Origin of the sequence: Shewanella sp. SP2S2-6, assembly GCF_031931965.1 — a bacterium.
GTDB classification, from domain to species: domain Bacteria; phylum Pseudomonadota; class Gammaproteobacteria; order Enterobacterales; family Shewanellaceae; genus Shewanella; species Shewanella baltica.
This window is the reverse complement of record NZ_JAUOEQ010000011.1, coordinates 87,358-111,106: the sequence shown is the minus strand read 5'-3', so window position 1 is coordinate 111,106 and position 23,749 is coordinate 87,358. Positions and strand designations below refer to the sequence as shown.

Below are 23,749 nucleotides of genomic sequence, written 5' to 3'. Positions count from 1 at the left end.
ATATATGGAATATTCAGCGCTATTAGTTGAAGACAGCATGTCATTAGGGGCTTTATACACTGAGTATTTACGCGCTGAAGGTATCAATGTGACTCATGTGCATTACGGTGAAGATGCCTTACGAGAGTTGGTAAAGTGGCAACCAGATCTACTGATCCTTGATATTAAACTGCCTGATATATCAGGACTTGATATTTTAAAACAAGTGTACGGGAAATATCCAAATATTAGCACTATCATGATCACCGCTCATGGCAGCATTGATATTGCCATTGATGCTATGCGATCAGGTGCATTTGATTTTCTGGTCAAACCTTTTGATAGCAAGCGTTTGTCAATTACAGTGCGAAATGCGCTCAAGCAGAAACATCTGCTTGAGCTCGTAACACAATACGAAAAGAGTCTACCTAAAGGACGCTATCAAGGTTTTATTGGTGATTCATTAGTAATGCAAAGTGTTTATAAAACAATAGATTGTGTCGCAAACAGTAAAGCTTCTGTATTTATTACGGGCGAAAGTGGTACAGGTAAAGAAGTTTGTGCGCAAGCAATACATCAAACGGGAAATCGTGCAGATAAGCCGTTTATCGCTCTTAATTGTGCTTCTATTCCCAAGGAATTAATTGAAAGTGAGATCTTTGGTCATTGTAAAGGTGCATTTACGGGGGCACATAGTAACCGTGATGGCGCTGCAACAAGGGCCGATAACGGTACTTTATTCCTCGATGAAATTTGTGAAATGGATTTAGACTTACAAAGCAAACTATTACGTTTTATTCAAACGGGTACCTTCCAACGAGTAGGCGGCACTAAGGAGGAGCATGTGGATATTCGCTTGATTAGTGCGACTAACCGCAAGCCGTGGGAGGAGGTAAAACTTGGGCATTTTCGTGAAGATTTATTCTATCGTTTACATGTGATTCCAATAGAATTGCCACCATTACGAGCAAGGGGAAATGATGTTTTACTGCTGGCTAAAAAAATATTAAAAACCTACAGTAAGGAAGAAGGTAAAAATTTTACTGAATTTAGTCCTGCTGCCACGAATACACTTTTTGCCTATACTTGGCCAGGTAATGTGCGCCAACTGCAAAATGTCATTCGTCAAATTGTCGTACTCAACGAAGGGACTACAGTAGAGCATTTAATGTTTCCTCATCCATTGATACAGATTCAATCTAGTTCAGCAGAAAAACAATATAAATGCGACAATGATAGTTTGATATATGAACAGAATGAAACTCGACGTGAATCAACTTTATTACTAAATGAATCCAGCAGTCATTCCATTAAACCTCTATGGCTAGTTGAAAAACAAACTATTGAAGGTGCAATTGCTATGTGTGATGGAAACATTCCCAAAGCTGCCGCATTATTGGATATTAGCCCATCAACAATTTACAGGAAACGAATGAGTTGGGAGGAGCTAGAGACTCAACAATAAATAAGTAGTATATAGGCTGTCTTTCTGGTAGCAATTAGACATGATTTTATGTTCTATACTATTATATGTTTTACAATTAGTGGCAGAGCATTACATTGAGTTGTAAGTTTTTTTAGGTAATTCTAGATGAAATTTAGTAGTGTAGAATTTTTATATTTACCATTGTAGTTGTAAAGTAAAATTGAGTAATCCCAATATAATCGTTATGACTCATTTGGCGTTAACCCTCCATTATTTTTATGGGGCTTTGATTCACTGTAATATTCTGTTATGTAGTTTGTTGTCGCTTAATCTGCTTCTGTAAAATTCCAACAACCCTTTACAGGTACCCACTCAGATTTCAAACTTTTAAAGAAATGCTCCATGGGTGAATTATCCCAACGATTCCTGCGACGACTAATACTTTGCTTAATCAGAAGACGCCATAATAATTTGTCTGAAATTTACGTTTGTGTAATTCAAGCCTTAGTCGCTGTGAAACATCACATTTTCTGGTTCCCCTCTTAACTCAAACGCCTTATTCAATGCTTTACATGTCAATTAGCTATCAGGCGATAATGACAACACCCAACTAATAGGTTTACGGGGAAATAAGTCCAGAACAACGGTTAGATATTCCCAACGATTCCCCCCAGTATACGTCACATCGCCACATCACGATTGTCCGGGCTATGAACAGCAAACTCTCGGTTGACCGTGTTGGGGATCGCTAAATGCTCTTGTGTTACTTTCATATAATCCTGTTTTGGCTGCTGGCAACTGATTAATCCCTTTATTCGTTACTAATTGAGCTATCAGAGCGATGACTAATACCATTTGCAGCCTTCACAGCATAAAATAGTAAAATAAGCATCAATATAACCTTTTCTGTTTAGGCAATATTTATAGCCACTTCTATGTATATTGAATGCATAACAAATAGCGGAAATAAAATGGCTCAGCTTGAGTTAGATGATTAGCGTAAATTGTTCATAGAGTCTGACATCAAGAGGTGTAGCCTTTTTTAAGATGAGATTATGTTCCTCTAGACGGGTAATTTGCTTCGTCATCTCACGAATTTCAATTTATTCAGGGATAATGGGCGAGGCTTTTAGAGGGCTACCTTGATGCTTTAGTTTTAATTACCTAACCCATTTATCCATAGTTGATTTACCCACGTTTATCGCCTTCGCGGCGCCGGTAGTATGGTTTTATCGAGACTAATTAGGCTGCTTTAAGTTTAAATTCAGCACTAAATGTTTTTGGGGTTGTCGATCTCATCTGTTCATCTAAAGTCATCTAAATATCACCTCTATTTAGGTGCCCCAAATTAGTGTGTTACTACAAGTGGAAAAAAAAATCTTCTTAGTCCAAAATCATAACTCTCTGATTATAAATTATTAGGCATTTATGCTCCTTTCTATGAATTATAAAAATGCTTCGAAATGGAGCTTATTAGTCCTGTTGATTGGATTGCTGCTAAGCGCACTATTCACATGGTTGACAGGACGCATGAACGTCCAAACGATTGGCCAAGCATTGCGCGAAAACACGGAGCAAATCAGTGAGAACGTGCTTAATCGTATAACCTTATATCAATATGGTTTACGCGGTGCCCGAGGTTCGATTCTAACCGCAGGCGAGTATGGTATTAGTCGTGCTAGCTTCCATCGCTATAGTTTATCGAGGGATGTGGATCAAGAGTTCCCCGGAGCCCGTGGATTTGGCTTTATTCGCCGAGTGCCCAATGCCGATGAAGCGGCATTTTTAACAAGAGCCAAAAATGACGATTGGCCGGACTTCAATATTCAGCAATTGACCCCACACAGCGGTGAAAAGTATGTGATTGAATACATTGAGCCGATAGACAGAAACCGTGCTGCCATTGGGTTAGATATTGCGTCAGAGGCACATCGTAAAGCCGCGGCAGATGCAGCTATGTTATCCGGTGAAGTACGTTTGTCTGCGCCAATTACTTTAGTGCAGGCTACGGGTAAACCCCTACAATCATTCTTGATACTACAACCTATTTATCGAACAGGTTCTGTGCCTAAAACACAACAGGAACGACTTTCAGCAGGGTATGGTTGGAGTTATGCGCCATTAGTGACAAATGAAGTGCTCACAGGGTTAGCATTAAATCAAAAGATGACGAAGCTGCTGCTTAGTGATATCACTCAAGCTGACCGTCCCATCAGTTTTTTTGAAACACACCCTGATGATGCGTCTCCATTATCGGCATATAGCCACACACTGACGAAAGAAATTTTTGGCCGCAAATGGCAGGTCGAAGTCATTGCCTACCCCGACTTTATTCAGTCATTACACCTTAATCAACCAAGCTTAGTACTACTCAGTGGCAGTTTGTTAAGCTTATTGCTTGCTGCCTTTATTGCGATATGGTCAATCAGTCTACAGCGTAAGCAGCAAGTGCTACTTGAACAGGCAAGGCGCACTAGCATGCTGGAGCACTCCCTCGATGCCATTATCAGCTATGACTTAACGGGCAATATTACTAGTTGGAACCAAGGTGCTGAGGAGATATTTGGCTATACACAGACAGACGTTATTGGTCATTCAAGTTGCGATTTGATTATCCCACCAAGCATTGTTTTAGAAGAGCAGGTGTTGTTTGCTGAAGTGTTTTCAGGAAAAACGGTATTAAATCAAATATCAACCCATCAACGACAGAATGGCAGCCATGTATCGACGTCAACAACGTCGCTGCCTATATATGATGAGGATAGTGCCATTGTGGGACTTAGCCAAACGATCCGCGATATTACGGCGCAGCAAGAAGCAGAACGATATATATTAAGCTTGAATGCGCGTTTAGAACAAGAAGTCACCAAGCGTACCAATGCGCTCCAGCAAGCATTACTCGAAAACCAGACGTTGCTCGACACCATCAATCAACAGCTGCTCTACTCTGTCACCGACCCTAATGGCGTCATCTTAGAAGTGAATGATAATTTTTGCCACGTAAGTGGCTATTCACGCAAACAATTGTTAGGTAAAACCCATGCCATTTTGAACTCTGGTGAGCATGATGCCGCATTCTGGCGCACCATGTGGACCCAAATAAAATCGGGCCTATCTTGGCATGGTGAGATTTGTAATCGTGACCGACACCAAATGCTGAAATGGTTTGATACTGTGATTGGCCCTGTCTTTAATGAAAACGGCGATATAGAACGTTTTGTCGCATTAAGAACCGACATCACAGAGCGCAAATTGGCGCAAATTGAGAAAAATAAGTTGGGTTCGTTATTAACGAACGTACTCGATGCCGCCTCCGAGATGTCCATTATTGCAACGGACAAAAAGGGAGTGATCACGATTTTCAATCGTGGGGCTGAGCAATTACTCGGTTACGCCGCCGTGGATATGATCGGGCTATCAACACCGGCACCGCTACATTTGCCCGAGGAAGTCGCGACAAGATCGGCTGAATTGTCCAGTGAGTACGGTGAAGATATTCAAGGCTTCGATGTCTTCGTCTATAAAGCGAGAACCCTCGGTTCTGAAACGCGCACTTGGACCTATGTGCGCAAAGATACTAGTCAATGCCAAGTCTCTCTCTCTGTCACGGCCATGCTGGATAATGTCGGCGAGATTATTGGTTATTTAGGCATTGCGATTGATATTTCCCAAGTACTACAACAACAAAAAGCACTTATCACTGCGAGTAATCACTTAAGTAAGGCTGCGGAAGTCGCCAAGCTTGGGATTTGGAGCTGGGATTTACGCGATAACTCCCTCGAATGGAATGAGCGGATGTTTGCTATTTACGATCAACCCCTAAGTTTACAGGATATCGGATTAACCTATGAACATTGGCGTATGCGGATCCATTCAGATGATATTGACTTCGCCGAGGCGAAGCTAAAAGCGGCAGTAGAAGAAAAAGACCAATATGACCCCATTTTTAGAGTCGTCAGAACCGATGGCACCATTCGTTATGTGCAAGCTGGCGCCCAAATCGAACGCGATGTCACGGGTCAGGTTACAAAAGTCATCGGTATCAATTTAGATATTACCGAACAGCGGCAATTGGAAGAAACCTTGAGAGAGGCTAAACATGAGGCTGATGCAGCTAATGCGGCAAAGTCTGCATTTTTAGCCAATATGAGCCATGAAATCCGCACCCCAATGAATGCTGTCTTAGGGATGCTGCAATTAATGCAACATACCTCAATGTCTGTGCAACAACAGGATTATGTGACCAAAACCCAAACCGCGGCGAAGTCATTGCTAGGATTACTGAATGATATTCTCGATTTTTCAAAAATCGATGCAGGTAAATTAACACTCGACCTACACCCTTGTTCAATCGAACTGCTTATGCGAGATCTTGCAATAGTGCTGTCGGGCAACCATGGCAACAAAAATGTCGAGGTCATGTTTGACCTTGATCCGGCTTTACCCGCCTGGCTCTTAGCCGACCAACTGAGGCTACAACAGATTTTGGTTAATTTAGCGGGTAATGCCCTTAAATTTACACGCCACGGTCAAGTCACCGTCGCCATGGAATGCGTACGTCATGAGGCCAATACCGTTACGGTGCAAATTTCAATTTCAGATACTGGTATTGGCATTAGCGAAGAGCAAATAGATCGTATTTTTACGGGCTTTGAACAAGCCGAATCGTCAACATCAAGGCGATTTGGCGGTACAGGGCTAGGATTAGCGATAAGCAAAAAGTTAGTCGAACTCATGGGAGGCCAATTAAACGTCACCAGCCGTGTGGGTGTGGGTAGCTGTTTCTGGTTTGATGTGACGTTCTACGTCATGGAAGTTGAAGCCACTCAGGCCATTGACCTCAGTGGGTATCATATTTTAATTGTCGATGATAACGAACTTACTGTCGAAATTTTGCATAAGATTTTGACTGACTTTGGCTGCAGTGCAGAAACCGCCTCGGGGGGATATCAAGCGCTTGAAAAAGTAAAACAAGCCAATATAAACGCAAGACCATTCGATGTCGTGCTAATGGATTGGCGTATGCCAGATCTTGATGGGCTACAAACGGCTGATTTGATATGTAACTCTCACTCAGATAGCCCTATTCCGCTCATCGTTATGCTCACCGCCTATGGTCATGAGGTGATTAGCGAAAGTCAGCATATTAAAAATGTCCCCTTCGTGAATTTTTTAACTAAACCAGTAACATCACAGATTTTAGCCGAGGCGATAATCAATGCTATCGAAGGCAAAACGATGACAGTGAATCCTATGCCGCACTCGCAACAACGGTTATCTACACTCGCCATTTTAGTGGTTGAAGATAATCAACTCAACCGACAAGTGATTGATGAGCTACTGAGTTATGAAGGGGCAAACGTGCAACTTGCCAACGGCGGCGTTGAAGGGGTGTTTCAAGTTTTAGAAAGTGGAAATGTATTCGATATCGTGATCATGGACATACAAATGCCCGATATGGACGGCCTAGCAGCAACACGGCTTATCCGCGCTGATAGCCGATTTGCGGAGCTGCCCATTTTAGCGATGACTGCCAATGCATCCCAAAGCGATAAACAGGATTGCTTCGATGCGGGTATGAATGACCACGTGGGTAAGCCAATCGATATGCTGATATTACTCCCCAGCATTTTGCGTTTAGTGGGACAGGAAGAAGTCCACTCATTAGCGCAACAGCATCAACCAGCGGAGTTACCAGTCCCAGTTGACGATATGGACGATATGCCATTACTGGATGACATCAAGCTGATACTGCGCCGTTTTGGCAATAATCAGGCATTTTTCCAGAAAATGGCGAAAGGTTTTGCACCTGAAATGTTGAAACAACTAAATATATTCAAGCAGTCTACTAAGCTGTTCGAGTATCCCACTGCGGCGGCCGTGGGACATGGTATCAAAGGTCTTGCCAGTAATTTTGGTGCACTGCGTTTAGCCGCTTATGCCGCATTTTTAGAAAAACAGCTCAAACAAAAAGACTTTGAGTTTATTGAGATAAAAGCATGGACCGAACAATTAGAATTATTAATCAATGAAAGTACTCAGCAACTTTCTACCTACATTCCCGAGCCTGAATCGACTGCATTAGCTCAAGATAAAATAGCACATACCATCGATTCTCAAGAATCGATGCCAAGTGCTTGGACTGAACTTAACGCCCTAATGCTCCTCTTAAAAGCGAACAATTTAGAAGCCATGACTTTCGTTGACCGATTAATCAAAAAATTACCACACCATCCACAGTGGATAACACTACAGGGACAAGTACAAGCACTCGAATTCGATAAGGCATCAGACACTTTACGCATCATCATGTTGGAGAATAAATAATGCATCCTACGGAAATCATCCCGCAAGCCAATCGAATGAAGGGAAAAATTCTTATCGTTGATGACCAACCCCTCAATATAAAAATATTACATCAGCTTTTTCATGAAAATTATGAAATGTTTATGGCCACAAACGGAGAGCAAGCCATCAACGTCTGTCAGAATGAACTGCCTGATTTAGTTCTTTTGGATATAGAAATGCCCGGTATGACGGGCTATGAAGTGTGTCAACGGCTCAAAGCCGATCCCGCAACAGCCAATATCTCCATTATCTTTGTTACCGCGCATTTTAATGAACAAGAAGAGGTTCAAGGTTTTCAGCTTGGTGCCGCCGATTTTATTCATAAACCCATCAATCCGATTATCACGAACGCGAGGGTGAATAATCAGTTTATCCTCAAACAACAAGCCGATTTACTCCAATCGATTGCTTTACTGGACGGGCTAACAGGGGTTGCAAATCGGCACCTGTTTGAGCAACGACTTCCCGAAATATGGAAGTACTGCTGCAGAAATAGTGCACCATTGTCAGTGGTGATGTTAGATGTCGATTCATTTAAACTTTTCAATGATCGCTATGGTCATCAGGAAGGAGATCAATGTCTACGTCTCGTTGCAAAAGCACTACGCACAGCGATACACCGCCCGAACGATTTAGTGGCGCGCTATAGTGGTGAGGAGTTTATTTGCCTATTACCAGACACTCAGCATTTAGGCGCGATGCACATCGCACAACTCATCGTTAACGCAGTGCAAGCCTTGCACATCGAGCATTTAGGCTCCAGTTTCCAAGAGGTCACGATTAGTGCTGGCGTTGCGAGCATGCAGCCCCATCGGCATCTAAAATGGCAAACACTTATTGAATCAGCAGATAAGCAATTGTACCTTGCGAAAGAACATGGCCGTAATCAAGTCAGCGGGGTTAGCCTGTTACGGTAAACAGCATTATTGAGTACAAATTGTAAATTTTGATTTTTGAAATTATAAAAACTGAAATTTAACATTCATAGTGTTCGACTGAATTCGGCTACGGCTTTATAAACCCAAAAATACATAACATTAAAGATGTTAGCGTGTGAATCAGACGAGGTAAGTCTGTTTCACTAACTCATTTCTGGATAAAAATAAACACACCTTAGCAACAAAGTGAAAGCACTTTGTTTAATTTCATTTTCCTTTCAAAACAGTGCAGCTATGATGGTTTAATCATAATCACACTTGATAAATTTATACTTCAATAGCTTCTGAAATCCGCAGTGCATCTTCAATCTCGACACCTAAATAGCGTACGGTGTTATCTAACTTGACATGTCCAAGCAAGATTTGAATCGCCCGAATATCCTTGGTTCGACGATAAATCAATGTCACCTTGGTTCTACGCAACGAGTGCGTGCCATACAATTCACTATTCTGCCCTAATTGACTCGCCCAGTTTTTTACCCTCGAGCGGTAATAGCTATAACTCATCGGCTGATGAATACACCTTGGGCTAGGAAATAGATAATCCTCAGCGGTTAATCCCTTTTCGAGCAACCAAGATGTCAGGCTGTGCTGAGTTTTTGGAGTAATTTCAAACTGAACGTCACGATGGGTTTTACGCTGTGTTAATCGCACTCGCGGATTGATTATGCCAGATGAGGTAATGTCTTGGACCTTCAAGTGTAATAAGTCACAGGCTCGCAATTTTGAATCAATCGCCAGATTAAGTAACGCTAACTCAGCAATATTATGTTCTAACTCCAAACGAGTACGAATGCGCCAAATCTCTTCCAATTTAAAAGGTCGTTTTTGTCCCATTGGATGACCTTTATTCCAAGCGTCCATACAAACCTCCTCAGGTTGTAATGAATAGACACTTGAAATATAGGAAATAGCGCTCTTAACTGAACAAATATGGATTATAAAATCTCATGCATAAATAAAATTAAAGCGGAGTCTAAAAATGAAGCGCTGAATTGCTTTGGGGCAATAGCTTTTTAGCAGAACGAACTGCTAGAGGGTTGGGGAGGATTGGCATTGTTGCACCTGTGACCTTCTAAAACAGGATGTTTTAGTTGAGCCCTCAGGGACGAGTTTATGGCGAGTCACAGGGGAAACAATGACAATGAATGCTACACAACTGACGATACAATTATCTTGCTTTGGGGCAATATCTTTTTAGCTAAACGAACAGCGATAGGATTAGTTAAAATTGGCATTGATGCACCAGTGCCCCTCTAAAATAGGGACCTTTTAGTAATAAAAGGAGGTCGTGATATTGGGGAAATGGTGACAATTAATGCTAAGCAACTCAGTTATCTGCTTTGAGGTATTTCGAGAATGAAATGGCGGAAATCTACGATTTCCGCCATTGTCGGATGATACGTTACTACTTAACATGAGACTCAGTATCGGGCGTTATTGCTCAACTACCCACGCTGAAAACTGGCAATGCCGACGACTCATATTAAAGGTGAAACTAGCTAGTGCGATACTGCTTTAAAATACCATCTAACTCGACCGAGGCATGGTGCAGATCGTTGGCTAAGGTCACACTGCGCTGGGCCGTTTGTTTGATGGTTTCCGACTGATGGCGGATTTCATTCAATTGTCCGGCAATGTCCCGCGCGGCGACACTCTGCTCTTCCGCTGAGGCGGCAATTTGGCTGCTCATATCAAATACCGCATTCACCGATTGCGCCATACCTTGAACATCGTCACCGACGGCGATAATCGCGCTGCGGCCTTCATCGGCCTGATCGACTATCTCCATGGTAATGCTAGATAAACGACTCGTGCCAGACTGTAAGCCTTCAATCATAGACTGAATTTCTACCGTGGCCTGTTGAGTTCGACCCGCTAAGGTGCGAACTTCATCGGCGACAACGGCAAAACCACGCCCCTGCTCACCGGCACGCGCCGCTTCAATGGCCGCATTTAGGGCTAACAAGTTGGTTTGCTGCGAAATACTGTTAATCGTCGTAACCACGGCATCGATACTCGCCGCATCCTTAGACAATTGTTCCACCGATGAAAACGCTGCGCCAATCTTAGTCGAAAGTAAGCCTATACTGTCCACTGTGTGGCTAATGCGCCCACGACTGGCCGACATTTGGGTTGAGTTTTCTTTAGTCTGCAGCGAAGTGTTGCTCGCGTTGATAGAAACTTCTTCTATCGCTGAAGTCATTTGCGCCATCGCCACGGCAACGGAATCGAGGAATTGATGTTGGAAACCAATCAGCTCATCACTGGTGGCCGCCTGTTGATTAAATTCATCGGATGCTAACGACAAGGTTTGTGCATTTTTACCAATGGCTGACACCATTTCACTCATGTTATCGGCGCAGCGGTCAATTTCGCGGGCAATCAAACTGAAATCGTCAGTGCCAAAGAAGTTTAATCTAAAGCTCAAATCACCATCAGCTAAGCGTTTGATGGCTAAGTACATGTCCCACAAGCCACCGCCGAGTGAGGTTGAAATCCAGTAGCTCAGTTGGAATAAGGGCAACAAGCCCACTAATGCTAACCAGAACATAAAGTTAGCATCGCTGCGCGCATCAGCTTCCCACTCATGAACATTCTGCGTCAGTTGTAAGGCTTGCATGCCTGACACGCTGGCGCTGGCCGTCACTTTATCCCCTTGACGCTGCGCTTCACTTTGCCTTGAAGTCACAGTTAAACCGTATTGACTGGCAAATTGTGACAGAGCATCAGCCTCTAGCTTTTGCGCCGTGGCAACTTGCGCTAAGGTATCGACGCTTGCTTGAACGCGGGCAATAGAAGCTTGCTCGACGTTTCGGTGCGCGTGTTGATAGTTGACGAGCGCCACGGCGGCCGTGATCAACGCCACCATAGAGCACACTACCCAAAACTTTCCGTTGAGACTGAACTTGATCAATATGGCATCAATGGTGCGAAACTGGATTTGTTTCATCTTGATAATTCCTAAGAACAAAATGCTATTTGGCACTAAATCAGCATTATAGCCCAGATCGCTTCGACAGCTATGTCAGTAATAAGATCTGAGCAGGTATTATGCTAATCCGCACTAGCCACTTGACTACGCGTGGCGGCAGACCACTTTTGTGTCAAGCTAACCAACTGCCCCGTTAACAGGCTCATACTAAAACCTAATAAGCCACCAATGATCAACGACGGCACGACATTGGCCACATCACCCGCCATGGCAAAGGTAGTGCAACAGCCAATAAATGCGCCGGGAATAAAGCTAAGCTTTTGATAACTAGCCTGTAAACACATGGCCGAAGTGGCTATGCCGGTAAAAATATACCCAAATACGGGCGAAATAAAAAAGCTGCTACCCGAGATAATGAGCCAAGCCCAAAACACACCGGACAGATTCGTGCACCACGCCATCATCACGCCTTGAAAACCAGCCTTGGGTTGAGCAAAAAAAGTGCTGCAACCTAAAAAGCCAATCCAAGTGACCAGATGAAAGGCATCTGCGACGCCACACCAAATAGCCGCCAATAGGCCGGCAGAAATAGCGACTTGCCAACGATTTTCCATGGATGACCCCTTTATAATTCTATTCACGGAAGTTTATCTGTTAGTTAAATTACCTCTATTCTGGTAACAAAAACCTGATCTATTGCTAATTTTCGGCATTAATGCCCGTAAAATCGCTAACAAGCAAATTTTTTGTGGTAAAAAAACGAAAAAAGCGCTTATTAGGCGCTTTTTTGTTCAAACGGCGTTCAGTTAACTCTCTTGCCGTCACTTACACTCGCAATAGTTTACTCACGGGAAGGTCGCGGATCCTCTGCCCCGTCGCCGCAAAAATCGCATTGGTTAAACTCGGCGCCACGGGCGGTACACCAGGCTCACCTACGCCTGCAGGCGCAGCATCGGACTCAATGATGATGATCTCAATAGCGGGTGTTTGGGGGATCCGCAGCAAAGGATAATCGTGGAAATTCGATTGCTGCACTTTGCCCTCTTTGTAAGTGATTTCCCCCATCAAGGCTAAACTCAGGCCAAATACAATCGCGCCTTCAGTCTGGGCTTTTACCCTATCTGGATTGACTATCGTGCCCGCATCGATAGCAGCGATGGCATTCAGCACTTTAAGCTGTTTATCCTCACTCACTTCCACCAGCATGGCCACGGCGACATAACTGACAAAACTGCGGTGTACGGCAAACCCCCAGCCCTGATTTTTACCCGCCTTGGGCGCCTTAGCTTGGGCTTTTTCGACCGCGTCGATTACCCCAAAATAACGGCTCACGTCCACGGGATGACGATCAAGATCTTCACCATAGTTGCCGTATTTAAACTGTTGGTCGGTAAAGGTCTCACGCCTTGCTTCACCTAACAGGCTGCGCCACATTGCTGGGCAAGAAACCTGGGACCTATGAGCCATTTCATCGACAAAACTGCCGACACTAAAACCGTGCTGAATGTTACACACAGAGCGCATCCAACCAATACGGCTATGCGCCTGCGCTTTTACCGCTTCGTATCTTAAATTCGGCAAAGCAAAGGGCACATCCACAAAGCCTAAATCCAACTCACCGCCAGAGGGATATTCCACCCCTTCAGCAAAGGTTGAGCTAATAGATGGGAATCCCGTACGGGCTAAAAGCGCGGTCGGTTTGTTATTGGCATCGAACAGCGCCTGATAGGACTGGGCGCTGATAGCATGGTAGTAACCGTTTTGGATCTCATCCTCGCGGCTCCAACTCACTTTAATTGGACGCTTGAATTGCTTCGATAACAGCGCGGCTTCAACGCTAAAATCAGGTTTAGATTTACGCCCAAAACCACCACCCAATAGGGTGACATTCACTTTAATCGCATCTTCTTCCATACCCAGCGCAGCGGCCACATTTTGCTGGGTACTTTGCGGCGTTTGGGTCGATGCCCAGATTTCACAGCCCTTTTCAGTGACATGGGCGGTGGCAACGGGCGGCTCGATAGAAGAATGAATTAAATAAGGCACAGTATAAACCGCCTTTAACGTATTCGCCTCGGGCCAGTTTTTGATTTCATCACCAGCTTGGCGCACAACGTTACCGCTTTGCTGTACCCGCTCGACCAGTGACTTCAAATAAAGACTTGAATCATGCTGACTGTTGTCGGCCTGAGTCCAAGTGGCTTTTAAGGCTTTGCGGCCTTCGAGGGCACTCCAAGTGTTTGTGGCGATAACAGCAACGCCGCCCAAAGCCTGAAACGCGGGTGCGCCCTTAGCGGCGGGCAAACGATACACATCTAATACACCGGCCACCTTGCGCGCCGCAGTATCGTCCAAGCTTGCCACATCGCTCCCAAGCACGGGCGGGCGCATGATGCTGGCGTAGAGCATACCGTCGAGTTTGATATCGTAACCATAAATCGCGCTGCCGCTTAACATGGCATCCATATCAACGATTTGGCGTGATGCGCCAATCTGCTTGAAATCTTTAACCTCTTTAAAGGTTAACGACTCAACGGCGGGGACTGGCTGCTTTGATGCGGCTAACGCTAACTCGCCGAACTTGGCAGAGCGGCCCGATTTAGCATGCAAGACTTTATGGTCGGCGGTATGCACCTCGCTCACGGGGACTTTCCAGCGCGCGGCGGCGGCTTGCTCTAGCATGGTTCTTGCCATCGCCCCCATCTGACGCATACGGTCGTAATTTTCGCGAATACTGCGGCTACCGTCAGTGTTTTGGCTGGCATAACGTTTATCGGCTAAGCCTTGAATGGGGACGATTTTATCCCAATTCGCTTCTAACTCTTCGGCTAAGACTTGCAGAATGCCGGTTCTGATCCCCTGTCCCATCTCGGAGCGATGGCAAGTGAGGTACACTTTATCGTCTTCACCAATGGCAATAAACAGATTCAGCCGCGCTTCTTTATCCTGCGCCAGCGCCATGGGGCTCCAAGTTAATCCACTCGCCCCTAATGCTAATCCACCACCCACTGCGCCAAACAGTTTTAACACATCGCGGCGGCTGATATTTTCTACGGCAGTAAAAGTACTCATATTAGCCCTCCTGTTTGGCATAGTGTTGCAATGCCGCTTTAATCCGCGGGTAGGTGCCGCAGCGGCAGATATTGCCCGACATAGCCGAGTTGATTTGTTCTTCAGAAGGTTTCGGATGCTGCGCCACTAACGCCGCAGCCGACATCAGTTGTCCCGCCTGACAATAGCCGCATTGGGGCACGTTATGTTCGGCCCAAACATTTTTAAGCTTTTGATTATCCAGCCCTTCAATTGTTGTCAGTCGTTTTCCCTGTGCCTGCCCCAAACTGGTTAAGCAGGCGCGTACGGGTTGGCCGTCTAAATGCACTGTGCAAGCACCGCATAGCCCTGCACCGCAACCATATTTAGTGCCCGTGAGCCCTAGAATATCCCGTAGTGCCCACAGGATTGGCATTTTAGGATCGGCATCTAAGGTAAATGATTTACCGTTGATGGTCAGTGTCTGAGCGGAAAGTGTCTGGGTGGAAGCGGCGGTATTCGCTTCCTTGACGACTGCTTTGGTTGATAAAACTTCTGCCATAACTCACTCCTTAAGTGCCAACCACGACGCAAGATCGGCTTGGGTATCAATATCAATTGCGGCGCGGGGTAGTGTTATAGCGACTAACGCTCCCTGCTGTGCTTGTTGTTTTAAAATAGATTTCGCCCCGCGATCACCACTCAAATGAGTGAACAAAGGCAATGTAGAGGCATTAAAAATAGCAGGTACACCTAAATCATCCAAATAATGGGCGGCAACGTCTTTACCCGTTTCATGCCATGTCAAAATCAGTTGGCGATAATCATCGGCGCTCAGAGCCACTTGGTCAGCGAGCGTTAGCAGCATGGCATCAAAGCCTTGCTCCTTGGCATAACTTGCCGCCAAACTCACAGAGGAGGCCAAACCCGTATGCCAATGCGGATTAATCAAAATATCAAAGGGGTGGCGGGAGTTAAGTTCAGCCAATAACGGTTGCAATACGTGCTGGTGAGCACCGAGTATGACTAACAAAGGCATATGCTGGGGCGAATGTGTGTCTTGGCGCTCCAAATCTAAATCTTGGCAATGAAGCTGTTGTAAAAGCTCAACATGGGTGCAAATGATGGCTTGTTCGCGAGTTTCTGCAGCGCTAAGTGATGGTATAAGCTGCGCTAACTTAGCCCCCTCAAAGCGCTTACTTTCACCCGCCGCAAGTACCACGCTCAACAGCCGCTTGGATGAACGTGGCGTTTGCTCTGCCAACGCTAGCGCTGTAGACATTAGCGCAGCAGACTTTGGCACTGGCGGCAATGTCATCAACGCATTATCTCATCGAGATGTTTTAAGGTCGCACCATGGAGTACGCCGTGGCATTGGGCCAAAATACTTAACGCCACTGCGCTCGGTAACTCGCCGCCAAGGGCAAGCCCTGCGGGGGCAGAAAACACCCCAGAAAATGATTCAGTACTCAGCCCTGCCATCCCCAGCACTTTATCCCGTCGATGGGCAGGGCCAAGCAAGGCGACATAGGCGAGTGGGTGGGCTTGAATGACCTTCAATGCCGCAGCATCTAAGCCCAAGTTATGATTCATCACCACAGCACAATCCAATTGAGCGATATGATTCGCGGTTAATTCCCCCGCGGTAAGTTTCACTATATGGGCATGGGGAAAATCCGCCGCTCTGGCATAGGCGGTACGACCATCAAAGACCGTCACTTGCCAGCCTAAGGTATCGGCCATGGCGGCAATAGGCTTAGCGTCGATGCCTCCGCCAAAAATCCCAAGGTGGAATCTGGGTCTCAGCGGAATAATCAGCGATTCTCCCGCCTCTTGGGTGAAGACGCCTGTGCGGACAAAATCGCTGGCGGGGAACGGTGTCAACGCTTCTGGGTAGAAAGCGGCCTGATATTGGCGCGCATCCGTCCCCGCTTTGACTAATGGCAATTGATAAAAACCCGACCGACCGTGGCGAAATGCCTGCACTAGCTCAACCAAACCAAGATCATGATTCTCTTTTAAGAGTGGGATCAACATGATATCCACTATGCCGCCACAGCCGAGTCGATAGCTGGCATCAGACTCATCGCTCGCGTCATAGGTCACGCACGTGACTTGCTTTGTCTGCATGGCCTTTTGGGCATGACGGCGGAGATCGGCTTCTAAACAGCCGCCACTTAACATACCCACGCCTTGACCGAACTCATGGAACAACATCATGGCGCCGGGTTTGCGATAGGCCGAGCCTTGAATTTGGGTGATCACCGCAAGCACCCAAGCGTCATCCGCCAGCGGTAACCAATGCTCTAGTAAATCTTCGATTTGGTGATCCATCCGCAAGGACTCCATTGGGTTAGGGATATTTGAAAAGACTTAATGCACTTTTTACTGTCGACACTATCGAAACAAATAACCGTCGAAACTAAAAACGCTCAAAACTAAAACATCGCTGGTTAAGATGCCTTATGAACATCGCAACTATCGATATCAATTTTTTATCAAGATTTGACGCAAGTTGCATCGATAGATAAAACAGCTTTGGAACACATTCGGCATTAAACACAGGACAACCAAGTTAGCAAAGGCGTGTGCGTATTGAAAGGAGTAATAGATTTCAAAAAGTGTCGAAGCAGAAAATATGTTCAGGGGCGGTTCGAGGCGGAAGGATTGACATCCGTGTCTTGCGTCGTGCTTGCTTAAAAATCAACCACACTGCATCTAAAACTGATATTCCCCCGCCTTAGTGCGCAGAATTTGGGATTGATTGTCTAGGCTAATAGAGGTCGATTCTATCTGTTCGATAATCTGTGATACTTCACGGGAATTATCGCGGATCACCATCATGCTCGAAGCGATTTCTTTAGAAACCAAGGACTGTTCTTCGGTGGAAGCGGCAACCTGAGTATTGATCCCATGAATCGCTTCCGTACTGTGACGAATATCCTCAAATACTGCCACGATACGCTGCAGTTCAACCCCTGCCTTTTGCATTAGCGTCGCGGCTTGAGTCACTGATGTACCCACTTGATTCGTACGATTTTGAAGGCTTGCGACAATATCATCGATTTCCTTGGTGGAATCTTGGGTGCGCTGAGCTAGCGATCGAACCTCATCAGCCACCACAGCGAAGCCTCGTCCTTGCTCACCGGCCCGTGCGGCTTCAATCGCGGCGTTCAGTGCCAGCAAATTCGTCTGCTCTGCAATCGCCTTAATCACACTTAACACATTGCTGACTTGGGTGCTTTCGTTCACTAGATGCGACATAGAATCTTGAGTGTTGGTAAACTCAGTTTCTAAAACCGACATAGCTTTCAACGCTTCCGATACCGTCTGTTTACCCACAGTGACATGCGTTTCATTTTCGGCGGCGCGGCTTTCAGCGTTTGACGTACTCTCACTTACATGCACCAACGTCGTGGTCATTTCTTCCATCGCACTGGCACTGGCATCCAGTTCTCTGGCCACTCGATTGGAACTTTCACGCGAAACTTGAATGGATGCTTTAGTTTGCTTCGCTAAATCAGCCACCTCTTTAGCAATGCCATCCGTTGTCGATAAGGAACTGGCAAGGGAAGAGATAAACAAGTTGATTTGATTAACGATTTCGCCAATCTCTCCCTGAGTCGTAACAGAAATCCGCCGCGCAAGATTTTTAGTACGCTGGATATCAAGCAGCTCACGACAGGTCTGCACTAAGGGCGTTACAATCCGACTCTTAACGATAATGAATCCACCAACGGCCGCTAAAATCACGATGAATAACACGAACTGTGACCAGTTTAATGCTGCATGCAATGACTCGAGTCGGTTATTCACCTCAGCATCGGTACGTTTATCCAACGCAGTAAAAAACTCATCGATCGGCTGCATGATTTTAGCTTTTTCTCTATGGTATTGGTCGCTATGCAATAACTCCCGCGCCATGGCTAAGTTAGGCTCGCCTTTGATCGTGTAAGTTTGGGTGTTGGGGTCCATAAAGATACCTTTGACGGCATTCATGGCTTTCACTTCGAGGGCAACTAACGCATCTGAGTTTTGTTGGGCTTGTTCAAGGTAACGGAATTCTTCATCAGAAAAACCGAGGGACTGCATTTGTGCTTTAATTGCAATTCTCGCACCGTCTGGCTTGGGTTTATCGCCATAACTCAGCACTAAATCCCAATAAATCTGATGGTACTTTTCGGGTCTGGATTTCTCACCATTACGGATAGCTAAAATATCCATATACATTTTTTCGTATTTTTCATCGCCTGTGACAGCGTAGGTGCGAGCGAGACGCGTTAAGTCATCGGAACTTTGCCTTAACTCATCGGCGACTTGATAGGACTGATATCGGATGCTGGCCGCATCATTAAAGAGATCGATTTTAGACTTAACATTGAAGCTCAGTGCCGCAGAAATCACGGCACTCGCGACTATGGTCGAAAATACCACACTCATCATGGTTTTTGTTTTCATACTTACCCCAATAGACAGAAGAACTGCTTTAAGTCTAGAAGGAAAACCAGAAAACATGGGTAAAAGTGGAACAATCAACGGAAATAATCGTTTGATTTGCGAGTGATTATCGCTCACAAATCACGCAAAGATTAATAGCATGACACTTAAAGTAAAAGTTGGTCCGCGACAAAAGGATTATGTTCGCGCTCTTCACCAAAGGTCGACATAGGGCCATGTCCAGGGATAAATTCGACTTCTGTGCCTAAAGGCCACAGTTTTTCGGTGATCGAGTGAATTAAATCCTGATGATTTGATTGAGGAAAATCAGTGCGCCCAATTGAGCTTCTAAACAAAATATCCCCCACCCACGCCAACTTAGATTGGGCAGAGAAAAGGGCAATGTGTCCCGGCGTATGCCCAGGGCAATGCAACACAGACAAACTTTGTTCACCCACTTGCACGTTATCGCCGTCCTGCAGGTATTGATCCGGTTCAAAGGCATCGCAATGGGGAAAACCGAAGTTTTGGCTTTGCTTAGGTAAGTTGTCAATCCAAAATTTATCGGCGATATGTGGACCGATAATCGGCACATTGGCCGCTTGTGCCAAAGCTTTTGCCCCACCTACATGATCGATATGCCCATGGGTAAGGATAATTTTGTCGAGAACGAGTCCAAGTTTTGTTACTTCGTTTTGGATCCTGTCAATATTGCCACCAGGATCCACGACCGCAGCTCGCTTGGTTTTCTCACACCAGATCAGGCTGCAATTTTGCTGAAAAGGTGTCACTGGAATAATCTGATACTTCATAGCTTCAATCTCGTGTTATCCATAAGCGATAGATTACGCTAAGAAACTCATCATGGCTCAAATTTAAAATGGAAAAATTGATCTTCACCAAAAGCTAATCAAATAATCCTAGCCTGCTGCATAAACTATTTGGTCTATACCCAAGGTAGTTGAAGATACGTGTTTCAACTAGCCTAGGTTGCTGCATCTTCAGGTTATTTGGGTATACAATCTGCCAATCACAATAACATGATCCTCTGCCATTAAGGTTGTTTGATGAAACCCGATATTATTCTCGCCGGAGTGCTGGCGAAGAAACATACTTTTACCTTGCCCCTCAACTATCAAAATCCGATTGCAGAGCAAATCCAAGTGTTTGCCAGAGAACTCTGTAGCCCAGAAAACAAAGATAAAAAGCTACCTTATATCGTGTTTTTCCAAGGCGGCCCGGGATTTGCGGCCATGCGCCCCGCCAGCAACAGCGGCTGGATCCGCCGCGCATTAAAAGAATATCGGGTGTTATTACTCGATCAACGCGGCACAGGCTTATCAACACCGATTAATTACCAAAGCCTGCAACACTTAGAGCCCGCAGCTCAAGCTGAGTATCTGAGCCATTTCAGGGCTGACACTATTATTCGAGATGCCGAGACGATTCGTGCCCAGCTTTGCCCCGCCGATAAATGGGCGATTCTTGGCCAAAGTTTCGGCGGATTTTGCGTATTACATTATTTAAGCGTCGCCCCTCAAGGTGTCAGCGAAGCCTATATTACAGGTGGCATACCGTCATTAACCCGCAGCGCCGATGATGTCTATCTTGCGACTTATCAACGCGTACTGGCGAAGAATAAACAATTTTTCCAACGCTTCCACGATGCCCAACATTTAGTCACTCGCTTAGCAAAACACTTGCTTGAAAACGAAGTGTATTTAGCCACGGGAGAACGCCTCACTGTTGAAATGTTGCAGCTGCTGGGTATTAATATCGGAATGGAGCAAGGTCCTGAATCGGTTTACTATTTACTTGAGCAAGCCTTAATCAACACGGCTTCAGGGACAGTCGTGAACCCGTTATTTTTAAATCATTTCGGTCAAATGCTCGATTACAACACTAACCCGATTTTTGCCCTGCTGCATGAGGCCATTTACTGCCAGCACTCAGCTTCACAATGGGCGGCACACAGGGTAAGACAACAATTCCCCGCCTTTAACTATCAGCAAGGTAAGCCGTTTTTATTCACCGGCGAGATGATTTACCCTTGGACGTTTGACCAATTCAGTCACTTAGTACCGCTTAAAGCCGCAGCTGAAATCCTTGCCCATAAATCAAATTGGCCTGCACTGTATAATCTTGAACAACTGGCGCAAAACCGCGTCCCCGTTGCCGCGGCCATTTACAGTGAAGATATGTTTGTCGAGATGCAATACAGCCTTGAAACCGCGCAACAGGTCGGCAGGCTAAAATATTGGCTAACATCAGAATATGAACACAACGGCATTCGCATGGATGGTGAGCACATACTGGATAAGCTCATCAGCTTAAACCGAGGCGACACCTTAAGATAAAGGTTAATTTTAAGGGCTAATTAAGTTAACGCTGACATTATAAACCTGCTCCTCATCTATTGAGTGATTTTGGCAAGTTTCAACGACCTATTTCCGTATGAGTAAACCGTTTTGGTTTACTCTTTTTTTTTGCAAAAAAATGCACTCACCTTAGGCGAGTGCATTGACCAAAATAGTCAAATAGACAGGGAAGTAACGTGTAACAGTCTTAGAACTATCGCTTCATCTTAGGGTAAGTAAATTCGTGGCATTGATTACAATAAACTTTACTTTCTTTATGCTCCTGATGACAGTAAGTACAAGGTAAATCAGTACCATAATGTAAACTATCGTGAGGATTAGGCTCGACAGAATGTCCTGCGCCTTCAGGTCGCTTAGTCAGCTTAGCTAGCTCTTCGGGTGAGCCATGACAACGACTACACACAGTTGCATCGGGTATTGTCTTACGCTTGGTATCACCATGGCAGGCTGTACAGTCAACCTTACCATTCGAGCCTGTCATCACTTCCTTATGATAATCCTTAATATTCATAGAATTAGCTGTTATTGGCAGTATGAGCATGCAGCCAAGTAAAAGTGTATATAAGGGTTTTAACATCATACTCTTCCTATGGCAGGGCAAACTGCCCCGCATAACATATTAATAATTAGCGATAAATTCAGTTGAGGCTTGGATATCAGGCGTGAAAGGGCGATCTTTTACTACAAATGGCACTTTTTCACGATATGCCTTGTACATGGCTTCGGTAGCTTTACCTAAATGAAGATCTGGATTGGACAACTTGCGTAGATCAATCGCTTGACTTGAATGCAGCAGCTCTAAACCGTAAATCACACGGGTGTTATCGACAATCTGGATCAAATTGTCAGCGGCAAACTTAAGGTTAGTGAAAGTATCTTCAATACCCCCCGCAATTGAGATCCCATCAAATGACACTGGGGTCGCCAACTGTTTATTACGAACCTGCATATCTACAAATGCTTTTTGAATCGCGCCAAAAGCATGCCCATTATTTCCTGGAGCACTTAAAAAGCGTGGCAGTTTAGTAAAGTGATCATCGGATAAATGGACAGTGCGCATGACACTGTTATGGGATACATGTGTTAGTGCCACACTCAAATTTTGTACTGCTAGTGCGACAGGTAGAGGTTCAAAGTTAGTGGTTGGGAACACGCCACCTTGACCTTCGACCATGTACTTAGCAACCTGTGGAAATTTCGTATACTCATTGGATGCACCAACAATAACGGCGGGGTTATCATCCGAATGATTTATTTGAATATTGACCACATCATTCAGCTCAGCCAAAGCATGCTCAGCGCTCGCTAAAGTATATGCTGTCGTTCTATAACTTAGAGGATCCTGCAGCGGACGTTCATCATTAAGCTGCCATAAATAGCTACCATCTAACTGTTTTAGAATGTCACTTGTGCTGGCTTTAATATAAGGGAAAGGACGAATATCATTGGTTTGTGGTAAAAATGGAGCAACGTTACCGTTTAATCCTTCAAGGCTTAATCCAAACAGTGTCGGGGACACGGATAATAGCTGTTTTGCCGCTTGCTGCCCTTGCATTGCATAAGCTACGGCAAAAGCGTTGTTAGACAGAATAGATAGCGCATCTTTACCCATAGGCACAAGTGGTGTAATTCCGGCATCCGCCATAGCATCCTTACTGCTAACACGTTGTCCCTTATAGAATACTTCCCACTCACCAACCATAGCCAACCCGACATGGGATGAGAGCAAAATATCCGCTTCACCTACAGTGCCATTTACTGGAATGACAGGCGTTAATCCCTTATTGAGATAAGCCTCATAAAGTTCAGCAACAAGAGGTTGAACCCCAGTTTGCCCTGCGAGCATAGTATTTAAGCGCACCGCTAAGGCTAATCGTGTTAAACGGATAGGTGCTGCGTCACCGACTCCTGCACTATGGGCGCGAAAGGTACTGTAGTTAAAGTTTCGAGATGCCTCTAGTACTGCATCACTCAGCTTGCCATTGGCATCAAATAACTTGTGGTCTTTGTTCAAACCAACGCCCACAGTAAGACCATAAACAGGCTTACCTAAACGAGCAGCTTCCATCAACAAACTATTAGCTTTAACGAGTTGGGTTTTTGCTTGAGATGCAATCTTGACTTTAGCGCCATCGGCGATTGCCCATGCTTGTTCTTGCGTTAAATGTTTGCCATCAAGGACGACTTGATCCATCGCTAAAGCACTCCCTGAGAGTAGGCTCAAAGTAAACGATGCCATCAAAACAGATTTATTCATTGTCATTCTCCAATATATTGT

General features: G+C 45.2%; 15 protein-coding genes and 1 pseudogene. 4 read left to right on the top strand and 12 right to left on the bottom strand.

Annotated elements, in window-relative coordinates:
* Window positions 1–4: 4 nt before the first annotated feature.
* Window positions 5–1,444 (top strand): sigma-54 dependent transcriptional regulator, encoded by a 1,440-nt coding sequence (locus Q4Q57_RS10305; protein WP_311890764.1) that lies wholly within the window; start codon window positions 5–7, stop codon window positions 1,442–1,444.
* 203 nt (window positions 1,445–1,647) lie between these two features.
* Here Q4Q57_RS10305 and Q4Q57_RS10300 read toward each other — a convergent pair.
* A pseudogene (locus Q4Q57_RS10300) lies at window positions 1,648–2,722 on the bottom strand (IS3 family transposase).
* Window positions 2,723–2,833: 111 nt separating this feature from the next.
* On the opposite strand from Q4Q57_RS10300, the gene Q4Q57_RS10295 reads away from it, so the two are divergent.
* Both Q4Q57_RS10295 and Q4Q57_RS10290 read left to right on the top strand, forming a co-directional pair.
* Window positions 2,834–7,732 (top strand): PAS domain S-box protein, encoded by a 4,899-nt coding sequence (locus tag Q4Q57_RS10295; protein WP_311890763.1) that lies wholly within the window; start codon window positions 2,834–2,836, stop codon window positions 7,730–7,732.
* Window positions 7,732–8,670: a diguanylate cyclase domain-containing protein gene (locus Q4Q57_RS10290; RefSeq protein WP_311890762.1), complete on the top strand. Its 939-nt coding sequence runs from the start codon at window positions 7,732–7,734 to the stop codon at window positions 8,668–8,670. Before Q4Q57_RS10295 ends, Q4Q57_RS10290 begins: the two co-directional genes overlap by 1 nt.
* A gap of 288 nt (window positions 8,671–8,958) precedes the next feature.
* Here Q4Q57_RS10290 and Q4Q57_RS10285 read toward each other — a convergent pair whose 3' ends face one another.
* From Q4Q57_RS10285 to Q4Q57_RS10245, 9 genes are all read right to left on the bottom strand, one after another.
* The gene (locus Q4Q57_RS10285) at window positions 8,959–9,555 is read right to left on the bottom strand and encodes a tyrosine-type recombinase/integrase (RefSeq protein WP_006083692.1); all 597 of its coding nucleotides are present in this window, start codon (window positions 9,553–9,555) and stop codon (window positions 8,959–8,961) included.
* A 634-nt stretch (window positions 9,556–10,189) separates the two neighbouring features.
* On the bottom strand, window positions 10,190–11,644 hold the full coding sequence (locus tag Q4Q57_RS10280) for a methyl-accepting chemotaxis protein (protein WP_006085446.1): 1,455 nt from the start codon (window positions 11,642–11,644) through the stop codon (window positions 10,190–10,192).
* 104 nt (window positions 11,645–11,748) lie between these two features.
* Window positions 11,749–12,240: a DUF1097 domain-containing protein gene (locus Q4Q57_RS10275; protein WP_006085447.1), complete on the bottom strand. Its 492-nt coding sequence runs from the start codon at window positions 12,238–12,240 to the stop codon at window positions 11,749–11,751.
* A 211-nt stretch (window positions 12,241–12,451) separates the two neighbouring features.
* Window positions 12,452–14,698: a molybdopterin cofactor-binding domain-containing protein gene (locus tag Q4Q57_RS10270; protein ID WP_311890761.1), complete on the bottom strand. Its 2,247-nt coding sequence runs from the start codon at window positions 14,696–14,698 to the stop codon at window positions 12,452–12,454.
* Between the two features lies 1 nt (window position 14,699).
* Window positions 14,700–15,218, bottom strand: coding sequence for a 2Fe-2S iron-sulfur cluster-binding protein (locus tag Q4Q57_RS10265; protein ID WP_311890760.1), 519 nt, complete (start codon window positions 15,216–15,218; stop codon window positions 14,700–14,702).
* A 3-nt stretch (window positions 15,219–15,221) separates the two neighbouring features.
* Window positions 15,222–15,974, bottom strand: coding sequence for a nucleotidyltransferase family protein (locus tag Q4Q57_RS10260; protein ID WP_311890759.1), 753 nt, complete (start codon window positions 15,972–15,974; stop codon window positions 15,222–15,224).
* Window positions 15,974–16,990, bottom strand: a complete 1,017-nt coding sequence (locus tag Q4Q57_RS10255) for an XdhC family protein (protein WP_259587744.1) — start codon at window positions 16,988–16,990, stop codon at window positions 15,974–15,976. The genes Q4Q57_RS10260 and Q4Q57_RS10255 overlap by 1 nt, the downstream gene beginning before the upstream one ends.
* A gap of 384 nt (window positions 16,991–17,374) precedes the next feature.
* Entirely contained in the window at window positions 17,375–19,114 is a 1,740-nt protein-coding gene (locus Q4Q57_RS10250; RefSeq protein ID WP_311890758.1) for a methyl-accepting chemotaxis protein, read from the bottom strand.
* A 146-nt stretch (window positions 19,115–19,260) separates the two neighbouring features.
* Window positions 19,261–19,905, bottom strand: a complete 645-nt coding sequence (locus tag Q4Q57_RS10245; protein ID WP_106650925.1) for an MBL fold metallo-hydrolase — start codon at window positions 19,903–19,905, stop codon at window positions 19,261–19,263.
* A gap of 255 nt (window positions 19,906–20,160) precedes the next feature.
* On the opposite strand from Q4Q57_RS10245, the gene Q4Q57_RS10240 reads away from it, so the two are divergent.
* The gene (locus Q4Q57_RS10240; RefSeq protein ID WP_311890757.1) at window positions 20,161–21,450 is read left to right on the top strand and encodes an alpha/beta fold hydrolase; all 1,290 of its coding nucleotides are present in this window, start codon (window positions 20,161–20,163) and stop codon (window positions 21,448–21,450) included.
* 214 nt (window positions 21,451–21,664) lie between these two features.
* On the opposite strand, the gene Q4Q57_RS10235 is transcribed toward Q4Q57_RS10240, so the two are convergent.
* Entirely contained in the window at window positions 21,665–22,048 is a 384-nt protein-coding gene (locus Q4Q57_RS10235) for a cytochrome c3 family protein (protein WP_226060007.1), read from the bottom strand.
* 42 nt (window positions 22,049–22,090) lie between these two features.
* On the bottom strand, window positions 22,091–23,728 hold the full coding sequence (locus tag Q4Q57_RS10230) for an aromatic amino acid ammonia-lyase (protein ID WP_311890756.1): 1,638 nt from the start codon (window positions 23,726–23,728) through the stop codon (window positions 22,091–22,093).
* Between the last annotated feature and the right edge of the window lie 21 nt (window positions 23,729–23,749).

Coding starts and splice junctions, on each gene's coding strand:
- Q4Q57_RS10290 (WP_311890762.1), top strand. CDS start 7,732: ATGCATCCTACGGAAATCATCCCGCAAGCCAATCGAATGAAGGGAAAA.
- Q4Q57_RS10265 (WP_311890760.1), bottom strand. CDS start 15,218: ATGGCAGAAGTTTTATCAACCAAAGCAGTCGTCAAGGAAGCGAATACC.
- Q4Q57_RS10260 (WP_311890759.1), bottom strand. CDS start 15,974: ATGACATTGCCGCCAGTGCCAAAGTCTGCTGCGCTAATGTCTACAGCG.
- Q4Q57_RS10280 (WP_006085446.1), bottom strand. CDS start 11,644: ATGAAACAAATCCAGTTTCGCACCATTGATGCCATATTGATCAAGTTC.
- Q4Q57_RS10270 (WP_311890761.1), bottom strand. CDS start 14,698: ATGAGTACTTTTACTGCCGTAGAAAATATCAGCCGCCGCGATGTGTTA.
- Q4Q57_RS10275 (WP_006085447.1), bottom strand. CDS start 12,240: ATGGAAAATCGTTGGCAAGTCGCTATTTCTGCCGGCCTATTGGCGGCT.
- Q4Q57_RS10245 (WP_106650925.1), bottom strand. CDS start 19,905: ATGAAGTATCAGATTATTCCAGTGACACCTTTTCAGCAAAATTGCAGC.
- Q4Q57_RS10255 (WP_259587744.1), bottom strand. CDS start 16,990: ATGGATCACCAAATCGAAGATTTACTAGAGCATTGGTTACCGCTGGCG.
- Q4Q57_RS10285 (WP_006083692.1), bottom strand. CDS start 9,555: ATGGACGCTTGGAATAAAGGTCATCCAATGGGACAAAAACGACCTTTT.
- Q4Q57_RS10230 (WP_311890756.1), bottom strand. CDS start 23,728: ATGAATAAATCTGTTTTGATGGCATCGTTTACTTTGAGCCTACTCTCA.
- Q4Q57_RS10295 (WP_311890763.1), top strand. CDS start 2,834: ATGCTCCTTTCTATGAATTATAAAAATGCTTCGAAATGGAGCTTATTA.
- Q4Q57_RS10235 (WP_226060007.1), bottom strand. CDS start 22,048: ATGTTAAAACCCTTATATACACTTTTACTTGGCTGCATGCTCATACTG.
- Q4Q57_RS10240 (WP_311890757.1), top strand. CDS start 20,161: ATGAAACCCGATATTATTCTCGCCGGAGTGCTGGCGAAGAAACATACT.
- Q4Q57_RS10305 (WP_311890764.1), top strand. CDS start 5: ATGGAATATTCAGCGCTATTAGTTGAAGACAGCATGTCATTAGGGGCT.
- Q4Q57_RS10250 (WP_311890758.1), bottom strand. CDS start 19,114: ATGAAAACAAAAACCATGATGAGTGTGGTATTTTCGACCATAGTCGCG.